The organism is Mesorhizobium sp. LSJC280B00, from assembly GCF_000502835.1.
In the GTDB taxonomy this organism is placed as follows: Bacteria; Pseudomonadota; Alphaproteobacteria; order Rhizobiales; family Rhizobiaceae; genus Mesorhizobium.
Window position 1 is genome coordinate 12,583 of the sequence record NZ_AYVL01000005.1, and the last position, 18,000, is coordinate 30,582.

The following is an 18,000-nucleotide window of genomic DNA, read 5'->3' on the forward strand; positions in this document are numbered from 1 at the left end:
GACCAGGGCAATCGGCGTCCAGCTGGGTGAGACGCTGCGAAGTTGCACGCCGGCTCAATATGCCCGATCATGGCGACGGCGGGGCGGAGGTATCAAGTGGCGGCAAATCGTCGAAACGACGCGCACCTGTCGGAGCCCCGGCGGGCGGGCATTGTTTCCGCGGCCAGGGCGCTTCCGCGCACATCGTTGCCCAGCGTAGCGTCGGTCGTGACGGCCGTCGCGGCGCTCTATTTCGGGCGCGAGGTCTTTCTGCCGATCGCAATCGCGCTGCTGCTTACCTTTGCGCTCGTGCCCATGGTGTCGGCACTCAAGCGAGCCGGCATTCCGCGTCTTCCTGCCGTGATCGCCAGTGTGCTCGGCGCATTCACGGTGCTGGCTCTGTTCTCCTTCATCGTCGCCACGCAGGTCAGTGAACTGGCGCAGAACATTCCGCTTTACCAGGCGAATATCCTGACCAAGGTCCGGTCGCTCAAGGAAACCGGCGTCGGCGGCGGCATCGTTTCCAGATTGAGCCGGGTGATCGAACGCGTCGGCCAGGAGCTCGACAGACCCGAGCCCGCACAACCCGCCGCCGATCAGCCTCCGCGGGAACCGATCCCGGTCGAAATCGTCGCGCGCGAACGACCGCTCGAGGTTCTCCAGAATCTGATCGGCCCGCTGCTGAGCCCGCTGGCATCGGCCGGACTGATCGTCGTGGTCGTCATATTCATGCTGCTGGAGCGGGAGGACCTGCGCGATCGTTTCATACGCCTCGTCGGCTACGGCGATCTGCACCGAACCACCGAGGCGCTGCAGGATGCCGGCAAGCGCGTCGGCCGCTATCTGCTCATGCAACTGGTCGTGAACATCGTCTATGCCGTCCCAATTGCAATCGGACTTTGGCTGCTGGGCATACCCAATCCATTGCTGTGGGGCTTGCTGGCGCTGGCGCTGCGCTTCGTTCCCTATATCGGCCCGGTCATAGCGACGCTGTTGCCTCTGTTCCTGGCGCTGGCCGTGGCGCCCGGCTGGTCGCTCGTGCTCTGGACTGCAGGGCTTTTCGTCGTGGTGGAACTGATCACCGGCAACGTGATCGAACCTTGGCTCTACGGCTCGCGCACCGGGCTGTCGCCATTGGCCATCATCGTTGCGGCGATCTTCTGGACCTGGCTTTGGGGGCCATTGGGCCTGGTTTTGTCGACGCCGCTCACGGTCTGCCTCGTCGTGCTCGGCCGCCATGTGCCGCAGTTCGAATTCCTCGACGTTCTGTTCGGCAACGAACCCGTGCTCGAACCGCACGCCCGGCTTTACCAGCGGCTGTTGGCCGGCGATCCCGAGGAAGCGACGGACCATGCCGAGGAGATGCTGGAGGAAGAATATCTGGTCGAGTTCTACGACAAGGTCGCGATTCCCGCACTTCTGCTCGGCGAGCAGGACCGGGTGCGCGGTGTGTTGAGCGATGAGCAAAGACAGCAGGTCGCGGGCAGCGCGCTGACGATGGTGGCGAACCTCGACGACAGCGCGCAGGAGGAGGCGGAAGCGGACGACACGGCCGCGGCCGAGGACCACGGCTCACGCGAGGACAAGCACGTTCAGGGGGAGGTTCAGGGCGAGGAAGACACCGAACTGCCGGATGGCACGGGCATGTCGGTGCTGTGCGCCGGAGGGCGCGGCGAACTCGACGACGCGGCTGCCGCCATGCTGGCGCAGGTGCTCGAAGTCCAGGGCGCTACGGTGTTGAGAGCGAGCTTCGCCGAGATGGAACCGGGGAGCATTCGCCGCCTTGAGCTCGACGCCGTCGATACTGTCGTCGTCGGATTTTTGAACCGGGATTCCGTCAAGCACGGGCGGTTCCTGGTCCGTCGGCTGAAACGCGCCAAACCAAGGTTGCGAGTGGGCATCGTGTTGTGGTCGGAAGCCGACAGCGACAACCAGGAGGCAGATGCCAGATTGGCCAACGAGATCAACGCCGATTTCGTCGCACATGGCATGGTAGGCGCGGTGCTCGGTGCGTTGTCCAGCGCTGCGCCGGTGGCGCTGAAGACCACCGCCAAACGCCGCATGCGCCGCCTGACGCCGGCGCGCAAGAAAGAGCCGCTCGCCGCGGCAAAATGAGCGCGGCGAAGACTGCGGCAGGTCGGGTTATTACCGCTTTCGCGAAAGTGGTAACAACGAAACGGATCAGGTTATCTTCGCAAGGTCGCGCTGAACCGTCCGCCGCGGCAAACGGCGCCAACCTTCATACAGTCCAGAAATAGCGCACCGTATGGAAGAAGACCGGGGCGGCGAAGACCAGGCTGTCGGCACGGTCCATCATGCCGCCATGGCCTTCGATCAGATGGCCCCAGTCCTTGACGCCTTGATCGCGCTTGATGGCGGAGGCGACCAGCCCGCCAAGGAAGCCCATCAGGCAGGCGATGAAGGCGACGCCGGCTGCCTGCAGCGGCGAGAACGGCGTCAGGAACGACAGCAGCGCGCCGAGCAGGCTCGATGCCGCCAGCCCGCCGACCAGCCCCTCCCAAGTCTTCGACGGCGAGACCGTCGGCGCCAGGAGATGCCGGCCGAACAGCTTGCCGAAAATATATTGCAGCACGTCGCTGCCTTGCACGGTGATGATCAGGAAAGCGATCAGCAACAGGTTGCGGCCTTCGAAGCCTGGCACCTCGAGCGTCAGCAGCGCCGGCACGTGGCTGACGCAGTAGACCGAAATCATGACCGCCCATTGCTGCGCCGAGACGCGCTCGAGAAAGCGTTCGGTGTCGCCGTGCAGCGCGGTGATCGCCGGCATCAGCAGGAAGCAGTAGACCGGGATGAAGATGGTGAACAGGCCGTACCAGGCGGTCCACACCAACCAGTACTGGAACGGGATGACGATGCCGAACATGCCGAGCAGCACCCAGTGGTCGCTGCGGCGGCTGTGCGTCAGCGTCACGAATTCGCGCAACGCGGCGAACGAAATCAGCGCGAACAGGATGGTCATGCCGGGGCGGCCGAAGAAGAAGGCGACGGTGATCGCCACCACCATCACCCACCAGGCATTGATGCGCTGGGTGAGATTGACCAGCGTCGGCGACAACGGCTTTGGCGCGCGCCATGACAAGACGCCGGCGACGACGCTGGCGCTGATCAGCACCGCCAGCAGGCCGACAATCAGAATGAGGGTTTCGTGCATCATCGGCAGCATTTTGCCTTGGTCCTCAATCGTCTCGCTGCGGCCGGGGGTTCAGCGCCAGCAGCGTTTCGCGGGCGCGGTCGAGAAAGGCGCGGCGTTCCTCACCCGGTTGAATGGCGATCGGCGCGCCGAAGACGACACGGCAAAGCAGCGGCACCGGCACGAATTGCCCCTTGGGCAGCACCCGCGACATGTTCTCGATCCAGCACGGGATGAGCTCGACATCGGGCCGCGCCATCGACAGATTGTAAAGGCCGGAGCGGAACGGCAGCAGCGGTTCGTCGGTCATGTTGCGCGTGCCTTCGGGAAACAGGATCAGCGAATGGCCCTGGTCGAGCACCGACAGCATGATCGAGATCGGGTGCTGCGTTTCATCCGTCCACTGCCGGTGGATCAGCACGGAAGACAGCATGTCCTCGGCAATGAAACGGCGCAGCCGCGTCTTGCTCCAATAATCGGCGGCCGCCACCGCATGGGTACGGGCGCGCTCCTTCTCGCTGAGGCAGGCCGACAGCAGGATGAAATCGCCGTGGCTGGCATGGTTGGCGAAGTAGATGCGCTGCCGGTCCGATGGCTGGCTGCCGTTCCAGATCGGCCGCACTCCGGTGACCACCCAGGCCAGCGCCGACAGGCCGACCGAGGTCACCGTCTGCAGCAGGGTATAGGTGCTGACGCGAAGCTTTGTCATGGACGGGCTCAAAAGAATGCCGCGACGACCGAGGCCGCCGCGAACAGGCTGAAGGCGATACGCTGCTTGGCGAGCAGACGGCGCGTGCCGGCCATCCGCTGGTCGAGCGAGCGGCCAGCGGCCGCCGTGGGTTTCAGCCGCATGCGCGCCAGCACGTCGTCGATCGCCGCACCACCGCCTGCCTCGCTGGCGTGGCTGGCCATCAGCCGGAACAGCAGCGCGTCGAACAAAAGCAGGGCCGAGAGAATAATTGTGGCTATGGCACCCGCGGCGGCGATCAGCCAGGCCGCCGCGGACAGCGACGATGTTTNCCGCCAGCAAGGCAGCAGCAATCAACAGCAGCGGCCACGCAACCTGCACCATCAGTCCGGCGGCGAACGTCTCGGCCTTGTCTCGAAAGGCGGTCATGTCGGCGCGTCCATGCCAAGATGCACAGGCCGGCCGGCAGCGGCGAGCTGGCCTCGCGCCTGATCCGGCGTGGCGGCCCGGCCGCTGGCGACCAGCCATTCGGCGACGACGGCGGCGCTGCGCTGGAAGCCGAGCGCACAGCAGACCAGCACCGTGCCCTTGCTCTGCGCCGTCTCGATCGCCGCCACCGCTTGCGCACGCGCCTCGCGAGACGGCGGCAAAAGGTCGACCATGGGCAGGCTCAACCAGCGGATCGAGGCGCCGCGCGGCCTTTCCAATTCGCCGGCAAGGTCGATCACCGTGCCGAAGGCGTCGGCCTCGGCGGCGGTCGGAAAACGGCCAAGGGAAACACCGTCGGCAATGACGATCTGCGCCGGAAGCTTTCGCGTCCATGCCCACACATTGACCTTGGCGGCAACCCGGTAGGGCCACAGCAGAAGACGGCTGGCCAGCGACACGCGGCCATCGGCTGTTTTCTGGAACACCTTGGCGCCGGCGCCGGCATAGGCGAAAGCGACTATGGCCAGCGCCAGTGCCGGCCACAACAGGATGAGCCACAGCGCCGAGACCAATGCGCCGGCAGCGGCGCCGGCCAGCGCAAGGCTTGCGCCGAGCGCATAGAACAGCGCCAGAAGCCGCGCCTTCGGATCAGTGCTCAGGCGGAAGCCGGCGAACGGCAGCTCGCCGTCGCGCGAAAACAGCCACAGCGCGAAAAGGCCGAGCAGCGCGCCGGTCGGAATGTCGATGAAATGGTGCTGCCACGTCGTCAGCACCGAGGCGCCGATCAGGAAACACCAGACATGCCAGGCGACGCCGGCGATGCCGGTCAATCGGTGACGCCAATGGTCCCAGATGATGACCAGCAGCGCAATATGCAGCGACGGCGCCTGGTTGAAGGGTTTGTCGAAGCCGCCGAGCACGGCGAACATGAAGCCGGGCAGGCCGCTCGTCTGCGGGCGCACGAACGTCGCAGTCAGCGGGAACAGGATGAAGCAGGCGACGGCGACGATCTGTGCCGTCAGATAGCGGCCGGCAAGGCGGTCGACGCCGCTCNACAGGATGAAGCAGGCGACGGCGACGATCTGTGCCGTCAGATAGCGGCCGGCAAGGCGGTCGACGCCGCTCTTCGAACTGTTCAACAGCAACGACAAGCCATAGAACAGGTTGATCGACCAGTAGGGCACGATCGTCCAGGCAAGGAACGCGACGCCATGCTCCCAGCCGAACACGATGCTGCCGAGGTCGTCGCGCCGCGACGCCAGCCAGTTGGCGAAGCCGTAGGTGGCGTAGAAGAACGGCGCCAGAAATGCCAGCCACAGCGCGGCGCGCAGGACTATCCCGGGATACGGCTCGTGCGGCAAGGCCGGAAGGGCAGGGGCATCGCGAGGTAAGGCAGAGGCAGGCAAGTCCATGTTCAGACGCGCCGCGCGACCGAAACGGTGAAGATGCCCCACTGGTCGATGCGCTGGTCGAGCTTCTCGAAGCCGGCGGCCGCCACCAACTGGTCCATCTCGGTCTGCGTGCGGCGGCGCATCACCCAGGCCTGGCCGCCGCGGTGCGAGGTCAGGCTGCGCGCGATCATCTCGAGCTGCGGATGCCAAGGCTGGTTGGTGTAGACGAGCAGGCTTCCGGGCTGCATGGCGCTGGCCAGTCCACCGAGCGAGCGGGCGATCATGGCATTGTCGGAAAACAATTCGTAGAGCCCCGAGACGATGGCGAGATCCGGCGCCGGGTCGAGCCCGGCCAGCATCGTGGCGTCGAAGGCGTCACCTTGATGGAAAGTGACGCTCGCCGGCAGCTTGCGCTCGGCGATCAGCTTGCGGCCGAGCGAGACGTTGAGCTCGGAGAAATCCTGCAGCCGCACGCTTGCCGGCGGCGCGGCGCCTTTCTGCACGGCATCGAGCACATAGCGGCCATGGCCGGCGGCGATATCGACGATATGGACCGGCCGGCCGGCGGCCTTGAGCGAGGCGGCGGCGCTGCCGATCAGCTCTTCCAGATGCAGCTTGCGCTGGCGGATGCCGCGCCAGCCGATGGCATCGAGAAAGGTGCGGTCGATCATGCGGCCAATGGGGCTGATGCCGCGCGCCTCGTTCTCATAGACATAGTCGAGCGTCGAGCCGGAATCGAAGCCGGTGGCAATCCCCGTCTTCATGCCGGACGACAGCCAGGCGCCCATGCGGATCGAAGCGCGGCTGATTGTCCAGTAGAGCCCCCTGGGAGACAGCAGCGGCAGCGGCGAGGCCAGCCGGTCGGCCTCGTCGCGTGTGTAGCCGGCACGGTCGGCCTCGGTCAGGTCGACCGGCTTTTCCGGCGCTGTGAACTGCCTTTCGAGGAAAGGCCTGATCAGGTCGAGTGCCTTGTGGCGGTCGCGCTCGCCCAGCGTGTCGTGAAAGAAGCCGGGCAAAATATGCCGCTCCTTGGCCGGGCTCGCCAGATTGACGAAAAACTCGTGCTGCGGTCCATGGCGCACCACCCAGTCGCTGCCGGAGATCAGAAGCTGTGTCGGCACGGTGATGGCGCGGGCGTCGGCGACGATGCGCGCGGCATGGTCGTAGAGCTCGACCAGGATGTTGGAGGCGATCGGCCGGGTGATCAGCGGGTCGGCGTCGAAGGAGGCGATGCGCTCGGGGTCATGCGTCAGGAATTTCGCCTTGACGTAGGAATTGACGAAGAAGCGGCCCTTCAGCTTCTGCCACAACGCAATGCCTTGCTTCGCGAAGGGCACGTAGAGCTTGACCGAGAAGGCCGGCGAGGCCAGCACCAGGGCGCGAATGTCGGGCGCGTAATCGTGCACCCAGGCGGCGGCAAGCACGGCGCCGAAGGATTGCGCGATCAGCGCGATGTCGCGCCGGGCAAAGCCGTCGCTGCCAATCTCGCGCACGAAACAATCGATGTCGCGCACCAGCGTCGCAAACGACGGCGCATAGCCGCGTTCGCCGGCGGAGCGGCCATTGCCGCGCGCATCCCAGGCATAGAACGCGTGGTCGGGCATCTCAAGCTCGTCGACCAGATGCGCCATGCGGCCGCCATGCTCGTGGCCGCGATGGAACAGCAGGATGGCACCCTTGCGGTGTTCCGACAGCGCCGGCCAACAGCGGTAAAAGATCTCGGTGCCGTCATGGCTCTTGAAGCTGCGCTCCTGCGCCACCCGCTCGATGTTGGCTGAAGCCACTGCCGCAACCGTCTGTTGGTGAAGCATGTTGTTCTCCCTGGCGAGACCGGAATTCAGCTGCCGCTCCCGTTAAGGCCGCTGTGTATCCGGTTGATGGCGGTCGCCAGCGAGAGTGTAGCCATGGCCGGAAACACGAGCGGCGTGAGCGCCGGGACCCACAGGCCGGACGCGATAAGCACGGCGAGGATGCCGAGCGCCAGCGCCCGGTCGCTTTTGCCGAACGGGCCGGCATAGTTGCGCCCGGTTCCTGCGGCGATGCCGAGCACGCCGGCGAACTCCGTGATCATAGCCGCGATCGCAAATGCAACGACGCCCCAGGCAGGAAAAATGACGGCAAAGGCCAGGATCAAAGCGAGATCGGAGACAACATCGCAGAGCTCGTTGAGATACATGCCGAGCTTCGAGGCCTGGCCATGTTCCCTCGCGAGCATACCGTCGATCGCATTCAGCGCCATTCGCGTAAACAGCACGAGCGGCATCAGCAGAAAGACCACGCGGTGGCCGGCAAGGGCTGCCACCACAAGGCCGGTGGCGAGCGAGAGGGCAGCGGCCAGCAACGTGATCTGGTTGGCGGTGATGCCGGCTCTGGCCAGTCCGTCGGCAAGCGGCCGCAACCTGGCCTGGAAGGCCGGTTTCAGCGCATAAAGCGTTGGCATATGCGAACCCCCCGGCCGCGGTGCAAATTGATGTTGGCGAGGATGGTCAATTGGCGCGCAAGACGCAAGGGCGGCGCCCACTACTTTCCGCAAACTTGCCGGACGGCTATGTCCTCGCTTTGACCGTGTCGCCCGGGAACAGTGCGGGCAAACTTTGTTCGGCCGCCGCCCAGGCGCGACTATGGTAACGCCGCAGGATGAGAATGCATGCGGCGAAGACCAGCAGCCCGCAAATCACGCCGGGCGTCATGCCCCCGCCGAAAGCAGACTTTACAACGATGCCGGTGAAGACGCCGGCAATGGCGCCATTGATCGTGCCCACCATCCCCGCGGTGGTCATGAAATATTGCAGCGGCGAGGGTCTGAGGCCCTTGTCGACCAGCACCGCCGAGGGGTCGTCATGCGTGGAATTGACAAGGTATTTTTGCAGCACGGGCGCCAGCTCGACGAAATAGTGGCGGATCCGGGCCATGCCGCGGGCATGCACCATGTCCTCGATGGCAACCTGCACAGCGCGTACGAAGGTGACCAGGCCGATGAAGAACAGGCAAGGCAGCAAGATCAGGCTGAACAGGATGAACGGCCTGCCCATCTCCGTGACCTGCGCGACGAAGGACAAGGCAATCGTTGCGCTCGAGACCGAGGTCAGGAACAGATCGGCTCGCTGGTTCGCTTCCTGAATGGTCGCGGCGCGAGCGTTTTGCAGCACGAAATGCTCGGTCGTCAGGCACTGCAGGGCGTGCTGCGCCTGGTCAGGCGGAACCGGAGCGTCGGGAGAACGGGTCATCGACATTTGCCCGCTTCTGCCCGCCGGAACCGGCAGGCAGAAGGGGGCGTCGTCCTGCGAGCTGTCAGGTCTTGCCGTCGCCGCCGCTGATGGCGATACGCTTGGCCTTTGCCTGGGCGCGCTCCGTCTTGGGCAGCGTCACGCTGAGCACACCGTTCCGGAACGCGGCGTTCACCTTGTCTTCGTCGACTTCGTAGCCGAGCGGGATACGCCGCTCGAAACGGCCATAGAAGCGTTCGGAGAACTGCCTGTCCTTGTCCTCGGTCTCTTCGCGCTTCTCGCCGCGCAGCGTCAGCACGCCGTCATCGAGCAGCAGCTCGACATCTTTCGCGTCCATGCCGGGGATCTCGGCGGTGACGCGGATCTCCTTTTCGCCATCGGCGATGTCGATACTGGGCCAGCTGGCGCTGGCCGCGGAGAGGCCACCGAGCGACGGCAGCCGCGTGTCGAAGCCGCGGAACGCCTCGTCGAACAGGCGGTTCATTTCGCGATGCAGCGTCAGGAAGGGATCGCGATCGGCGTCACGGAACAGGCTGGGGCCTGATTGTTCTCCCGGCCCCAGGGAATGAGATCACGAATAGCCATTGCATAGTCTCCTTTCTCGACTGGTGCATTCAGGCAGCCTGCTCGACCTGCGCGACCTTCGGCCCGGTCTTCGGCGAGGCGACATCGGTCGCGATGGCGATGCGCCGAGGCTTCATCTCCTCGGGCACCTCACGTACCAGATCGATGCTGAGCAGGCCGTTGTCGAGCGAGGCGCCTGCGACCTTGACGTGATCGGCAAGCTCGAAACGGCGGGTAAAGGGCCGTGTGGCGAGGCCACGATGCAGATACTCCGCGTTATCCGGCTCCTTGTGCTGGCCGGAGACAATCAGGAGGTTGGGTTCATGGGTGATTTCGAGGTCGTCCTCGGAAAAGCCAGCGACGGCGATGGTGACGCGGTAGCTGTTCTCGCCGCTGCGCGCGATGTCATAGGGCGGCCAGGCGTCGAAAGCCTGCGGAGCATTTTCCAGCAGGTTGAAGACGCGGTCGAAGCCGATGCTCGACCGATAGAGCGGGGAAAAGTCGAATGCGGTTCTCATAGCTACATCCTCCATCGAGCAACATAGATACGAGGAGCGCCAAAGAGCTGGCGCTCCCTGGTTTCGCCGGCCCCATTTCGGCGACCGGTGCCTTCGATCTGGTTATTGTCCGCCGCAAGTCAAGACCCGGCGGCTTTCGCTTTGCCGGTTTTTCGGGCCGGTTTTCGGTCGGCTCGGCGAGGCTGCCAATCCCCCTTTTTGCGGCGAGATGTCCGGCAGGAGATTGCCTGTTTGATTTCAATTGCCAACGCTGACTTCCCCGGCCGGTTATTGTCTGCAGCAGGTCAAGACCCAGATTTCTTGTGTTGCCGGGCCCGTTCCCGGCACCCGCAGATGGAGCTGACCATGACACGCGACGAGATCATTTCTGTGCTGGGCCCGGTCGACGAAGCCGTGATCGCCGACATTGCGGCGACGGACGGGACGGTCCAGGAATTGCGCGAGGCCCTGGCCTGGATCGCCGCCGACGAGGCGTTGGTGAACGAGGGCCGACCGCTGCCGACGGCAAGAGTAGCGACGCTGATCGAACTGCTGCAAGGGCCGGACGAGGAGGAATAACCGGCTGTCGCCGCGATGCTCTTGAACCGCGCAGAGAGACGAACCATGTCCTTCAGCGGCGCCGGCCGGCCGCCGGTGCCGCCAGCATAACGTTGCTTGCTCAAACAAGAAGACGATCAGAAAACAAGGAGGAGGTGATGGACGACGTCCGCTTTGCCGAGCCGATCACGTTGAAATTCCAATCCAGCGAGCGCAAGGTCGCCAGCAGTTGGGAAGCCATCGAATGCATGCGCCAGCAGTGGCCGGACCGTGCACGCAGCCGGAGTTGGCGCGCCGCCTATCGGACCTGCCGCGACGCGCTCGACGGTTGGCGTACCGGCGTGATGCGCGCAAGGCCTTCGTCCGGGCGGCGCGCAAGGCCCGATTGCTCGCATCGGCCCGCAAGCCTGTCGACCGCGCCGGCTAGTCCGGACCCCCCTCCGATATTGTGAGATCCAAAACAAGTGGGGAGAGGCAGCTGCCTTTCCCCCGCTTCGGAGACTTTGTCCGCTGTCTAGCGGCAGATCGGCTTGCTCCTCAGTGGACGGTAATAATGCCGTTTACGGCCCGCCATTCGGAGGGCTGGATCAGGTGATGATGGGCGACGCGCACCGAATGCAGCGGGCCTTCGATCTCGCGCTCCCAGAAATCGAGGAAATGCTTCAGCGTCGGGAAATCGGGGGCAATATCGTATTCCTGCCAGATGTAGAGCTGCAGAAGGCTTCGATGATCGGGCAGGCGGTAGTGGATCTCCGCCGTGGTGAGGCCAAACCCTTGCATCTGGAGCTGAAAGTCCCTGCTGATCATGCAATCCTTCCTTTCCCAATGAACCTCCGTCTGCAAAACGCCTCGCCTTCCACATAGGTTCCAGCCGCCGCAAGCGGCTCAGGAGACGGACAGATTTGGAAATCCGGCCGGGTCATCGCGCCGGAAACGGCGAATGTGCTAACAATTACAGCGTATTGGCACTCTCAGGCGTCGAGTGCTAAAATTTTTGCATGATCCTCTTGAAAGCTGAAAAAAGCGCGACTAGTTCGTATGCGCGCGATGCCTGATGAAGGGGTCGCGCACCCCGTGCCGGGCCGATATTGCCGGTCCGGTCAGGAGGATGTTCGAAAATCTGTTTGTCCAGAGAGGAGAACGACATGGCGTTCCGTCCATTGCATGACCGTATCCTGGTCCGCCGCATCGAGGTCGACGAAAAGACCGCGGGCGGCATCATCATCCCCGACACCGCCAGGGAGAAGCCGCAGGAGGGCGAGGTCATCGCCGCCGGCCCCGGCGCGCGCGACGACAGCGGCCAGTTGCAGCCGCTCGACGTCAAGGTCGGCGACCGCATTCTGTTCGGCAAATGGTCCGGCACCGAGATCAAACTCAATGGCGAGGATCTGCTCATCATGAAAGAGAGCGACGTGCTGGGTGTGATCGAAGCCACGGGCGAGATGAAGAAGGCTGCCTGAGGGGGGCCTGAACAAGCATTCCAGTCAACGAAAAGCTGCCTATCGAGGAGTGTTCCAATGGCTGCCAAAGATGTGAAATTTCATACCGAAGCGCGCGAGAAGATGTTGCGCGGCGTCGACATCCTCGCCAATGCGGTGAAGGTGACGCTCGGTCCCAAGGGCCGCAACGTTGTCTTGGACAAATCGTTCGGCGCGCCGCGCATCACCAAGGACGGCGTGACGGTGGCGAAAGAGATCGAGCTTGAGGACAAGTTCGAGAACATGGGCGCGCAGATGGTGCGCGAGGTCGCCTCGAAGACCAGCGATACCGCCGGCGACGGCACCACGACCGCGACGATTCTGGCGCAGTCGATCGTCCAGGAAGGCGCCAAGGCGGTTGCTGCCGGCATGAACCCGATGGACCTGAAGCGCGGCATCGACAAGGCGGTCGAAGCAATCATCGCCGAACTGAAGGCCAATGCCCGCAAGGTGACCAGGAACGACGAAATCGCTCAGGTCGGCGCCATCTCTGCCAATGGCGATGCCGAGATCGGCCGCTTCCTCGCAGAGGCGATGGAAAAGGTCGGCAATGAGGGCGTCATCACTGTCGAGGAAGCCAAGACCGCCGAGACCGAGTTGGAAGTGGTCGAAGGCATGCAGTTCGACCGCGGCTATCTCTCGCCATATTTCATCACCAACCAGGATAAGATGCGCGTCGAGCTCGAAGAACCCTATGTGCTGATCCACGAGAAGAAGCTCTCCAACCTCCAGGCCATGCTTCCCGTGCTCGAAGCCGCCGTGCAATCCGGCAAGCCGCTGCTGATCATTGCCGAGGACGTCGAAGGCGAGGCGCTGGCGACGCTGGTCGTCAACAAATTGCGGGGCGGCCTGAAGGTTGCAGCCGTCAAGGCGCCGGGCTTTGGTGACCGCCGCAAGGCCATGCTCGAAGACATCGCCATCCTGACCGGCGGCACGGCGATCTCGGAAGACCTCGGCATCAAGCTCGAGAACGTCACGCTGGAGATGCTCGGCCGCGCCAAGAAGGTGCTGATCGAGAAGGAGAACACCACCATCGTCGACGGCGCCGGCAAGAAGGAAGAGATCCAGGGCCGCGTCGCCCAGATCAAGCAGCAGATCGAGGAGACCACCTCGGACTACGACAAGGAGAANAACGTCACGCTGGAGATGCTCGGCCGCGCCAAGAAGGTGCTGATCGAGAAGGAGAACACCACCATCGTCGACGGTGCCGGCCGCAAGGATGAAATCCAGGCGCGCATCAGCCAGATCAAGGCCCAGATCGAGGAAACCACCTCCGACTACGACCGCGAGAAGCTGCAGGAGCGGCTGGCCAAGCTCGCTGGCGGTGTCGCCGTCATCCGCGTCGGCGGCTTGACCGAGGTCGAGGTCAAGGAGCGCAAGGATCGCGTCGACGATGCCATGCACGCCACACGCGCGGCGGTCGAGGAGGGTATCCTGCCCGGCGGCGGCGTGGCGCTGCTGAGGGCGGCGAAGGCGCTCGACAATATCGAGGTCGACAATCCCGACCAGAAGACCGGCGTCGAGATCGTGCGTCGCGCGATCGAGGCCCCGGTGCGCCAGATCGCCGAGAATGCCGGTGCGGAAGGTTCGATCATCGTCGGCAAGCTGCGCGAGACGACCGACTTCGGCTATGGCTGGAACGCCCAGACCAACGAGTTCGGCGACCTCTACAGTCAAGGCGTCATCGACCCGGCCAAGGTCGTGCGCACTGCTCTCCAGGGCGCCGCTTCCGTCGCCGGCCTGCTGGTGACGACCGAGGCGATGGTGGCAGAGAAGCCGAAGAAGGAAACGCCCATGCCTCCGATGCCCGGCGGTGGCGGCATGGACTTCTAAGGCCAGGCTTCCAAAGCGCGACTTCGAAACGGCAGATGGACCGTGTCCACCTTCGTCGCCTTCGCCCGCCGCAACGACCTGCTTGCGCCGCAGACGAACGGGATGGTTGCCGGCGAGAGCGTTGCTGGCGCGACGGTTGCCGACTGGGCAACGCGCGCACAGCGCGTCAACGCCCCGGTCTGAGCGGTCGGAGAAGTCGCCAATCTCCCCCCTTGAGGGGGAGATGTCGCCGAAGGCGACAGAGAGGGTCGGTACGTCCTGGCGCGACGCCCTGTGGGACGAAAGAGAAGGTTGGCGCTTCACGCGAGGCGCCCCCCTCTGTCCTGCCGGACATCTCCCCCTCAAGGGGGGAGATTACGCGCTCAGCCGCTTTCGCTTGCTAAGCCCGTGGTAGCAGCCGGCGCATGATCAGCGAGGCATGGCCGCCCACGCCGTGTGCAGCCGGCCGGCGCTCGACGACCTCGAAGCCGTGCTTGCGATAGAAGGCGATTGCGCGGTCGTTGCCCTCGATCACTTCCAGGGCGATGCTGGGAATACCCGCATGCGCGGCAAGAACGGCATGCAGCAGGTCGGCGGCAAGGCCGGTGCCGTACTCGCTTTTGTCTATATGGAGCCGCTCGAGCATGACCTCGCCTTTGTCGTCCATCGCGGCCATCGCATAACCGGCGAGCGAGCCGTCAGCCCGCTCGGCGACGAAGGACATCTTGTTGTCGTCCCCGAGCTCGGACGCCAGCCGCTCCGGCGCGTGCCTCTCATCCGACAGCCGTGCCGTGGTCTCGGCACCCAGGATCGGCGAATAGGTGTAGCGCCAGGACCCTCCAAGCAGCCGCGACACCGCCGGAACGTCCTGTTCGGTCATGGTCCTTATTTGGGTCATTGGCACCTCGCCTCAGAAACCTGCCCCTTTTGAGCGGAGATGTCCGGCAAGACAGAGAGGTGCTGTCCCGCCGACCCTGCACGGCTGAGTTCAGCGCACATCCGCGCCGACCACCATGACTATGTGCTGGCAGACATTATCGATATCGCGAATGACGTCGTCGTTCCAGAACCGCAGGATAGTCCAGCCCAGCGCTTCAAGCCGTGCGCTTCTGGTAGCGTCCGATATTGAGGCATCGGCCCGGGCATGCTGGGAGCCATCCAGTTCGACAATCAGCTTTTTGTCCGGGCAGGCAAAATCGACAATATGGCCTGCAATTGGCATCTGCCGCCGAAATGCCAGCCCCATGAGTCGATGCGCCCTGACCTCATTCCAGAGCTTCAGCTCGGCATCCGTCATGGCCTTGCGCATCTTGCGCGCATTGCCGCGGTTGCGGGGAGGTACGGGATAGTGATTCACTACTTCTATTCCTCAGCGCGAAACTTGCCCATCTTCTCTATGCTGCGCTTGAACACCCCCCCTCTGTCCTGCCGGACATCTCCCCCTCAAGGGGGGAGATTGGCAGCTTCGCCGAAAGTTCTCCCTTCTTTAGAGATTGGCGAAAGCTGGAGCGACGTCCAATCTCCCCCCTTGAGGGGGAGATGTCCGGCAGGACAGAGGGGGGTGCTGGCCCGCCGACCTGGATAGGTATGGCACCTGTATCACCGCCTCACCCGCGATTTCAGCCAGCGATCGAAGGCCACCGCGAGGATGAGGATCAGGCCGATGACGATGCTTTGCGTGTAGGACGAGACGTTGTTGAACTGCAGCCCGTTCTGCAAGACGCCGATCAGTCCTGCACCGACCACCGTGCCGCCGACGCTGCCGATGCCGCCGAATAGCGAGGTGCCGCCGATGACTACCGCCGAGATCACCGTCAGCTCGTAGCCGATGCCGGCGACGGCTTCGGAGGAGTTGAGCCGCGCCGACAAAACGAAGGCGGCAAGGCCGGCGAAGAAGCCGACGATGATGTAGACCGAGATCAGGATGCGGTCGACACGCAGGCCGGAGAGCCGTGCCGCCTCGGCATTGCCGCCGACGGCATAGACCGCGCGGCCGTAACGGGTGTAGCGCAGCACGATATGGCAAAGGAACGCGGCAATCGCGAAGATGATCGCCGGCACCGGCACCGGGCCGATCAGGCCGGTACCGAACCAGCGCATCGAGGCGTCGAAGCCGGAGATCGGGCCGCCATTGGAAATCGTCAAGGTCAGGCCGCGAAACACGGTGAGGCCGCCAAGCGTGACGACGAAGGGCGGCACTTTCAGCCTGGTGATGGCAAAGCCCTGGACGCCGCCGGCCACGGCGCCGACGACGACGGCGGCGAGAAGGGCGGCGAACCAGCCGTAGCCTTGCGTGCCCGTTGTCGACAGCGACAGCGTGTTGGCGGTGCCGCCCTTGGCCACCACCGCCGCGACCATACCGCAGAAGGCGAGCAGCGAGCCAACCGACAGGTCGATGCCGGCGGTGAGGATGACGAAGGTCATGCCGAGCGCGATCAGGCCGGTGATCGAGATCTGGCGCATGATGTTGAACAGGTTGATCGGGTCGATGAAGCTCGGCTTCAGCACGGTGAAGACGACGATCAGCAACGCCAGGAACATCAGCGGGCCGAAGCTCATCAGCAGGCGCGCAATATTGACGCCGCGGCGCTGGCTCCGTTCGGTCGTGCTGGTCATTGCGTTGCTTCCTGCTTCTGGTCGAGCGCCATCAGTTCCATCAGTTTCTCCTCGGTCGCCTCGATGCCAGGCATCTCGCCGGTGATGCGCCCGCGCCGCATGGTGACGATCCTGTCCGACACCGCAAGCACTTCGGGCAGCTCGGACGAGATCATCATGATGGCGATGCCGCGCGCCGCGAGCTCTACCAGGATCTGGTGCACCTCCGCCTTGGCGCCGACATCGACACCACGCGTCGGTTCATCGACGATCAGCACCTTGGGATCGCGTGCCAGCCAGCGGGCAAGGATGACCTTCTGCTGGTTGCCACCGGACAGTCCCTCGATCGCCTGCTCGGGCGAGGCCATGCGGATCGACAGCGTCTTCCTATAGTTCGCCAACGCCTCGCGCTCTCGCCGCTCGGCCATGAAGCCGACATTGGAGTAGCGGTCGAGCGCGGCGATCGAGAAATTGGTGAGGATGGCGAGTGCTGCGAAGATTGCCTGGTGCTTGCGGTCTTCCGGAACCAGCCCGATGCCGAGCTCGATGGCGTCGGCGGGTNCGGCGGGTGAGGCGGGCGCGATCGGCTTGCCGTCGAGCATGATGGTGCCGGCTGCAATGCGGTCGGCGCCGAAGATGGCGCGGGCGAGCTCGGTGCGGCCGGAGCCGACGAGCCCGGCGACGCCGAGGATTTCGCCCGCCTTGAGGTCGAGATCGACGCCTTCGAGCACGATGGCGTGCGGCGCCTGCGGATCGCGCACCGTGCGCAGGCCGCGCACCGAGAGCCGGACGTCGCCGGCGACGTCGCGCTGCGTCGGCCTGGCATAGAGCTCGGAAGCGGCGCGGCCGACCATCTTCTCGATGATCTTCGGCAGTTTGATCGGCCCGCCTTCGCGGTCGAGATGGCCGGCCAGCCTGCCGTCGCGCAGCACCGTCATGCGGTCGCAGATCGCCGAGGCCTCCTCCAGCCGGTGGGTGACGAACATGATGGCGACGCCATGCTTGCGCAGCCGGCCCATGATCGACATCAGCCTGTGCACTTCGGTTTCGGTCAGCGCCGAGGTCGGCTCGTCCATGATGATCAAGCGGCTCTTCAGCGATAGCGCACGGGCGATCTCGACCAGCTGCTGCTCGGCCACCGACAGCGCCGACACCGGCGTCGCCGGGTCGAGGTCGAGGCCGACGCGAGCGATGATCGCGCGTGAGTCTTCCACCATCTTCCGCCAACTGACCAGCCCGAACCGGCCGAGCGGTGCGCGGCCGATGAAGATATTCTCCGCCACGGTCAGCGTCGGGATCAGGCTCAGTTCCTGGTAGATTGTTACGATGCCGTGGCGCTTGGCATCCTGCGGATTGTGCGGGCTGAATTCGACCCCATCGAAGACGATGCGGCCGCTGGACGGCGGCATCACGCCGGACAGGATCTTGAGCAGCGTCGATTTGCCGGCTCCGTTCTCGCCGAGCAGGCCGAGGATCTCGCCGGGGCGGACTTCGAGCGAAACGTCGTTCAGCGCGGTGACGCCGGCAAAGCGCTTGGTCACGCCCTCGACGGTGAGCAGGGCGGGAGAGGGCGCGATGGCGGCTGCCTTGGGCAAAGTTTGCTCCTGGATTGCGATTGCCGGCGGGACAGC

18 protein-coding genes and 1 pseudogene are annotated in these 18,000 nt (G+C 64.5%); 6 read left to right on the forward strand and 13 right to left on the reverse strand.

Annotated elements, in window-relative coordinates; all coding sequences use genetic code 11:
* Positions 1-96 precede the first annotated feature (96 nt).
* Positions 97-2,094, forward strand: coding sequence for an AI-2E family transporter (locus tag X773_RS48860; RefSeq protein ID WP_023675662.1), 1,998 nt, complete (start codon positions 97-99; stop codon positions 2,092-2,094).
* 124 nt (positions 2,095-2,218) lie between these two features.
* On the opposite strand, the gene X773_RS48865 is transcribed toward X773_RS48860, so the two are convergent.
* The 8 genes and pseudogenes from X773_RS48865 to X773_RS48905 all read right to left on the reverse strand — a co-directional run bounded on the left by X773_RS48865 (position 2,219) and on the right by X773_RS48905 (position 9,947).
* On the reverse strand, positions 2,219-3,154 hold the full coding sequence (locus tag X773_RS48865) for a phosphatidate cytidylyltransferase (protein ID WP_023675663.1): 936 nt from the start codon (positions 3,152-3,154) through the stop codon (positions 2,219-2,221).
* Between the two features lie 22 nt (positions 3,155-3,176).
* On the reverse strand, positions 3,177-3,839 hold the full coding sequence (locus X773_RS48870; RefSeq protein WP_031211476.1) for a lysophospholipid acyltransferase family protein: 663 nt from the start codon (positions 3,837-3,839) through the stop codon (positions 3,177-3,179).
* 404 nt (positions 3,840-4,243) lie between these two features.
* Complete coding sequence (locus X773_RS48880) at positions 4,244-5,659, reverse strand: serine/threonine protein phosphatase (RefSeq protein ID WP_084641013.1); 1,416 nt, start codon at positions 5,657-5,659, stop codon at positions 4,244-4,246.
* A 2-nt stretch (positions 5,660-5,661) separates the two neighbouring features.
* Positions 5,662-7,449: a bifunctional alpha/beta hydrolase/class I SAM-dependent methyltransferase gene (locus X773_RS48885; protein WP_023675667.1), complete on the reverse strand. Its 1,788-nt coding sequence runs from the start codon at positions 7,447-7,449 to the stop codon at positions 5,662-5,664.
* A gap of 26 nt (positions 7,450-7,475) precedes the next feature.
* Entirely contained in the window at positions 7,476-8,078 is a 603-nt protein-coding gene (locus X773_RS48890; RefSeq protein ID WP_023675668.1) for a CDP-alcohol phosphatidyltransferase family protein, read from the reverse strand.
* Between the two features lie 106 nt (positions 8,079-8,184).
* Positions 8,185-8,865 (reverse strand): hypothetical protein, encoded by a 681-nt coding sequence (locus X773_RS48895; RefSeq protein WP_031211478.1) that lies wholly within the window; start codon positions 8,863-8,865, stop codon positions 8,185-8,187.
* A 64-nt stretch (positions 8,866-8,929) separates the two neighbouring features.
* Positions 8,930-9,450, reverse strand: a pseudogene (locus X773_RS48900) (Hsp20/alpha crystallin family protein).
* A gap of 29 nt (positions 9,451-9,479) precedes the next feature.
* The gene (locus tag X773_RS48905; RefSeq protein WP_023675670.1) at positions 9,480-9,947 is read right to left on the reverse strand and encodes an Hsp20 family protein; all 468 of its coding nucleotides are present in this window, start codon (positions 9,945-9,947) and stop codon (positions 9,480-9,482) included.
* A gap of 345 nt (positions 9,948-10,292) precedes the next feature.
* Here X773_RS48905 and X773_RS48910 point away from each other — a divergent pair, with 345 nt between their 5' ends.
* On the forward strand, positions 10,293-10,505 hold the full coding sequence (locus X773_RS48910) for a hypothetical protein (RefSeq protein ID WP_245274651.1): 213 nt from the start codon (positions 10,293-10,295) through the stop codon (positions 10,503-10,505).
* A gap of 137 nt (positions 10,506-10,642) precedes the next feature.
* Positions 10,643-10,936, forward strand: coding sequence for a DUF982 domain-containing protein (locus X773_RS48915; protein ID WP_245274652.1), 294 nt, complete (start codon positions 10,643-10,645; stop codon positions 10,934-10,936).
* An 85-nt stretch (positions 10,937-11,021) separates the two neighbouring features.
* Here the strand turns inward: X773_RS48915 and X773_RS48920 are convergent, their stop codons facing one another.
* A complete protein-coding gene (locus X773_RS48920) occupies positions 11,022-11,291 on the reverse strand; it encodes an usg protein (RefSeq protein WP_023675672.1) in 270 nt (89 codons plus the stop codon).
* Between the two features lie 338 nt (positions 11,292-11,629).
* Here X773_RS48920 and X773_RS48925 point away from each other — a divergent pair, with 338 nt between their 5' ends.
* From X773_RS48925 to X773_RS76285, 3 genes are all read left to right on the forward strand, one after another.
* On the forward strand, positions 11,630-11,944 hold the full coding sequence (locus X773_RS48925; protein ID WP_023675673.1) for a co-chaperone GroES: 315 nt from the start codon (positions 11,630-11,632) through the stop codon (positions 11,942-11,944).
* A gap of 57 nt (positions 11,945-12,001) precedes the next feature.
* Positions 12,002-13,795, forward strand: a complete 1,794-nt coding sequence (gene groL, locus X773_RS48930; RefSeq protein ID WP_023675674.1) for a chaperonin GroEL — start codon at positions 12,002-12,004, stop codon at positions 13,793-13,795.
* A gap of 42 nt (positions 13,796-13,837) precedes the next feature.
* A complete protein-coding gene (locus X773_RS76285) occupies positions 13,838-13,978 on the forward strand; it encodes a hypothetical protein (RefSeq protein ID WP_023675675.1) in 141 nt (46 codons plus the stop codon).
* 196 nt (positions 13,979-14,174) lie between these two features.
* Here the strand turns inward: X773_RS76285 and X773_RS48935 are convergent, their stop codons facing one another.
* The 4 genes from X773_RS48935 to X773_RS48950 all read right to left on the reverse strand — a co-directional run bounded on the left by X773_RS48935 (position 14,175) and on the right by X773_RS48950 (position 17,964).
* On the reverse strand, positions 14,175-14,672 hold the full coding sequence (locus X773_RS48935; protein WP_031211481.1) for an N-acetyltransferase: 498 nt from the start codon (positions 14,670-14,672) through the stop codon (positions 14,175-14,177).
* 90 nt (positions 14,673-14,762) lie between these two features.
* Complete coding sequence (locus X773_RS48940; protein ID WP_031211482.1) at positions 14,763-15,083, reverse strand: endonuclease domain-containing protein; 321 nt, start codon at positions 15,081-15,083, stop codon at positions 14,763-14,765.
* A gap of 290 nt (positions 15,084-15,373) precedes the next feature.
* Positions 15,374-16,390, reverse strand: a complete 1,017-nt coding sequence (locus X773_RS48945; protein ID WP_023675678.1) for an ABC transporter permease — start codon at positions 16,388-16,390, stop codon at positions 15,374-15,376.
* Complete coding sequence (locus X773_RS48950; RefSeq protein WP_023675679.1) at positions 16,387-17,964, reverse strand: sugar ABC transporter ATP-binding protein; 1,578 nt, start codon at positions 17,962-17,964, stop codon at positions 16,387-16,389. Before X773_RS48950 ends, X773_RS48945 begins: the two co-directional genes overlap by 4 nt.
* Positions 17,965-18,000: the final 36 nt, after the last annotated feature.

Excerpts from the sequence above, each read along its gene's own strand:
- X773_RS48895 (WP_031211478.1), bottom strand. The coding sequence starts at position 8,865 with ATGACCCGTTCTCCCGACGCTCCGGTTCCGCCTGACCAGGCGCAGCAC.
- X773_RS48935 (WP_031211481.1), bottom strand. The coding sequence starts at position 14,672 with ATGACCCAAATAAGGACCATGACCGAACAGGACGTTCCGGCGGTGTCG.
- X773_RS48890 (WP_023675668.1), bottom strand. The coding sequence starts at position 8,078 with ATGCCAACGCTTTATGCGCTGAAACCGGCCTTCCAGGCCAGGTTGCGG.
- X773_RS48910 (WP_245274651.1), top strand. The coding sequence starts at position 10,293 with ATGACACGCGACGAGATCATTTCTGTGCTGGGCCCGGTCGACGAAGCC.
- X773_RS48940 (WP_031211482.1), bottom strand. The coding sequence starts at position 15,083 with ATGCGCAAGGCCATGACGGATGCCGAGCTGAAGCTCTGGAATGAGGTC.
- X773_RS48865 (WP_023675663.1), bottom strand. The coding sequence starts at position 3,154 with ATGATGCACGAAACCCTCATTCTGATTGTCGGCCTGCTGGCGGTGCTG.
- X773_RS48920 (WP_023675672.1), bottom strand. The coding sequence starts at position 11,291 with ATGATCAGCAGGGACTTTCAGCTCCAGATGCAAGGGTTTGGCCTCACC.
- X773_RS48885 (WP_023675667.1), bottom strand. The coding sequence starts at position 7,449 with ATGCTTCACCAACAGACGGTTGCGGCAGTGGCTTCAGCCAACATCGAG.
- X773_RS48945 (WP_023675678.1), bottom strand. The coding sequence starts at position 16,390 with ATGACCAGCACGACCGAACGGAGCCAGCGCCGCGGCGTCAATATTGCG.
- X773_RS48915 (WP_245274652.1), top strand. The coding sequence starts at position 10,643 with ATGGACGACGTCCGCTTTGCCGAGCCGATCACGTTGAAATTCCAATCC.
- X773_RS48870 (WP_031211476.1), bottom strand. The coding sequence starts at position 3,839 with ATGACAAAGCTTCGCGTCAGCACCTATACCCTGCTGCAGACGGTGACC.
- X773_RS48905 (WP_023675670.1), bottom strand. The coding sequence starts at position 9,947 with ATGAGAACCGCATTCGACTTTTCCCCGCTCTATCGGTCGAGCATCGGC.
- X773_RS48925 (WP_023675673.1), top strand. The coding sequence starts at position 11,630 with ATGGCGTTCCGTCCATTGCATGACCGTATCCTGGTCCGCCGCATCGAG.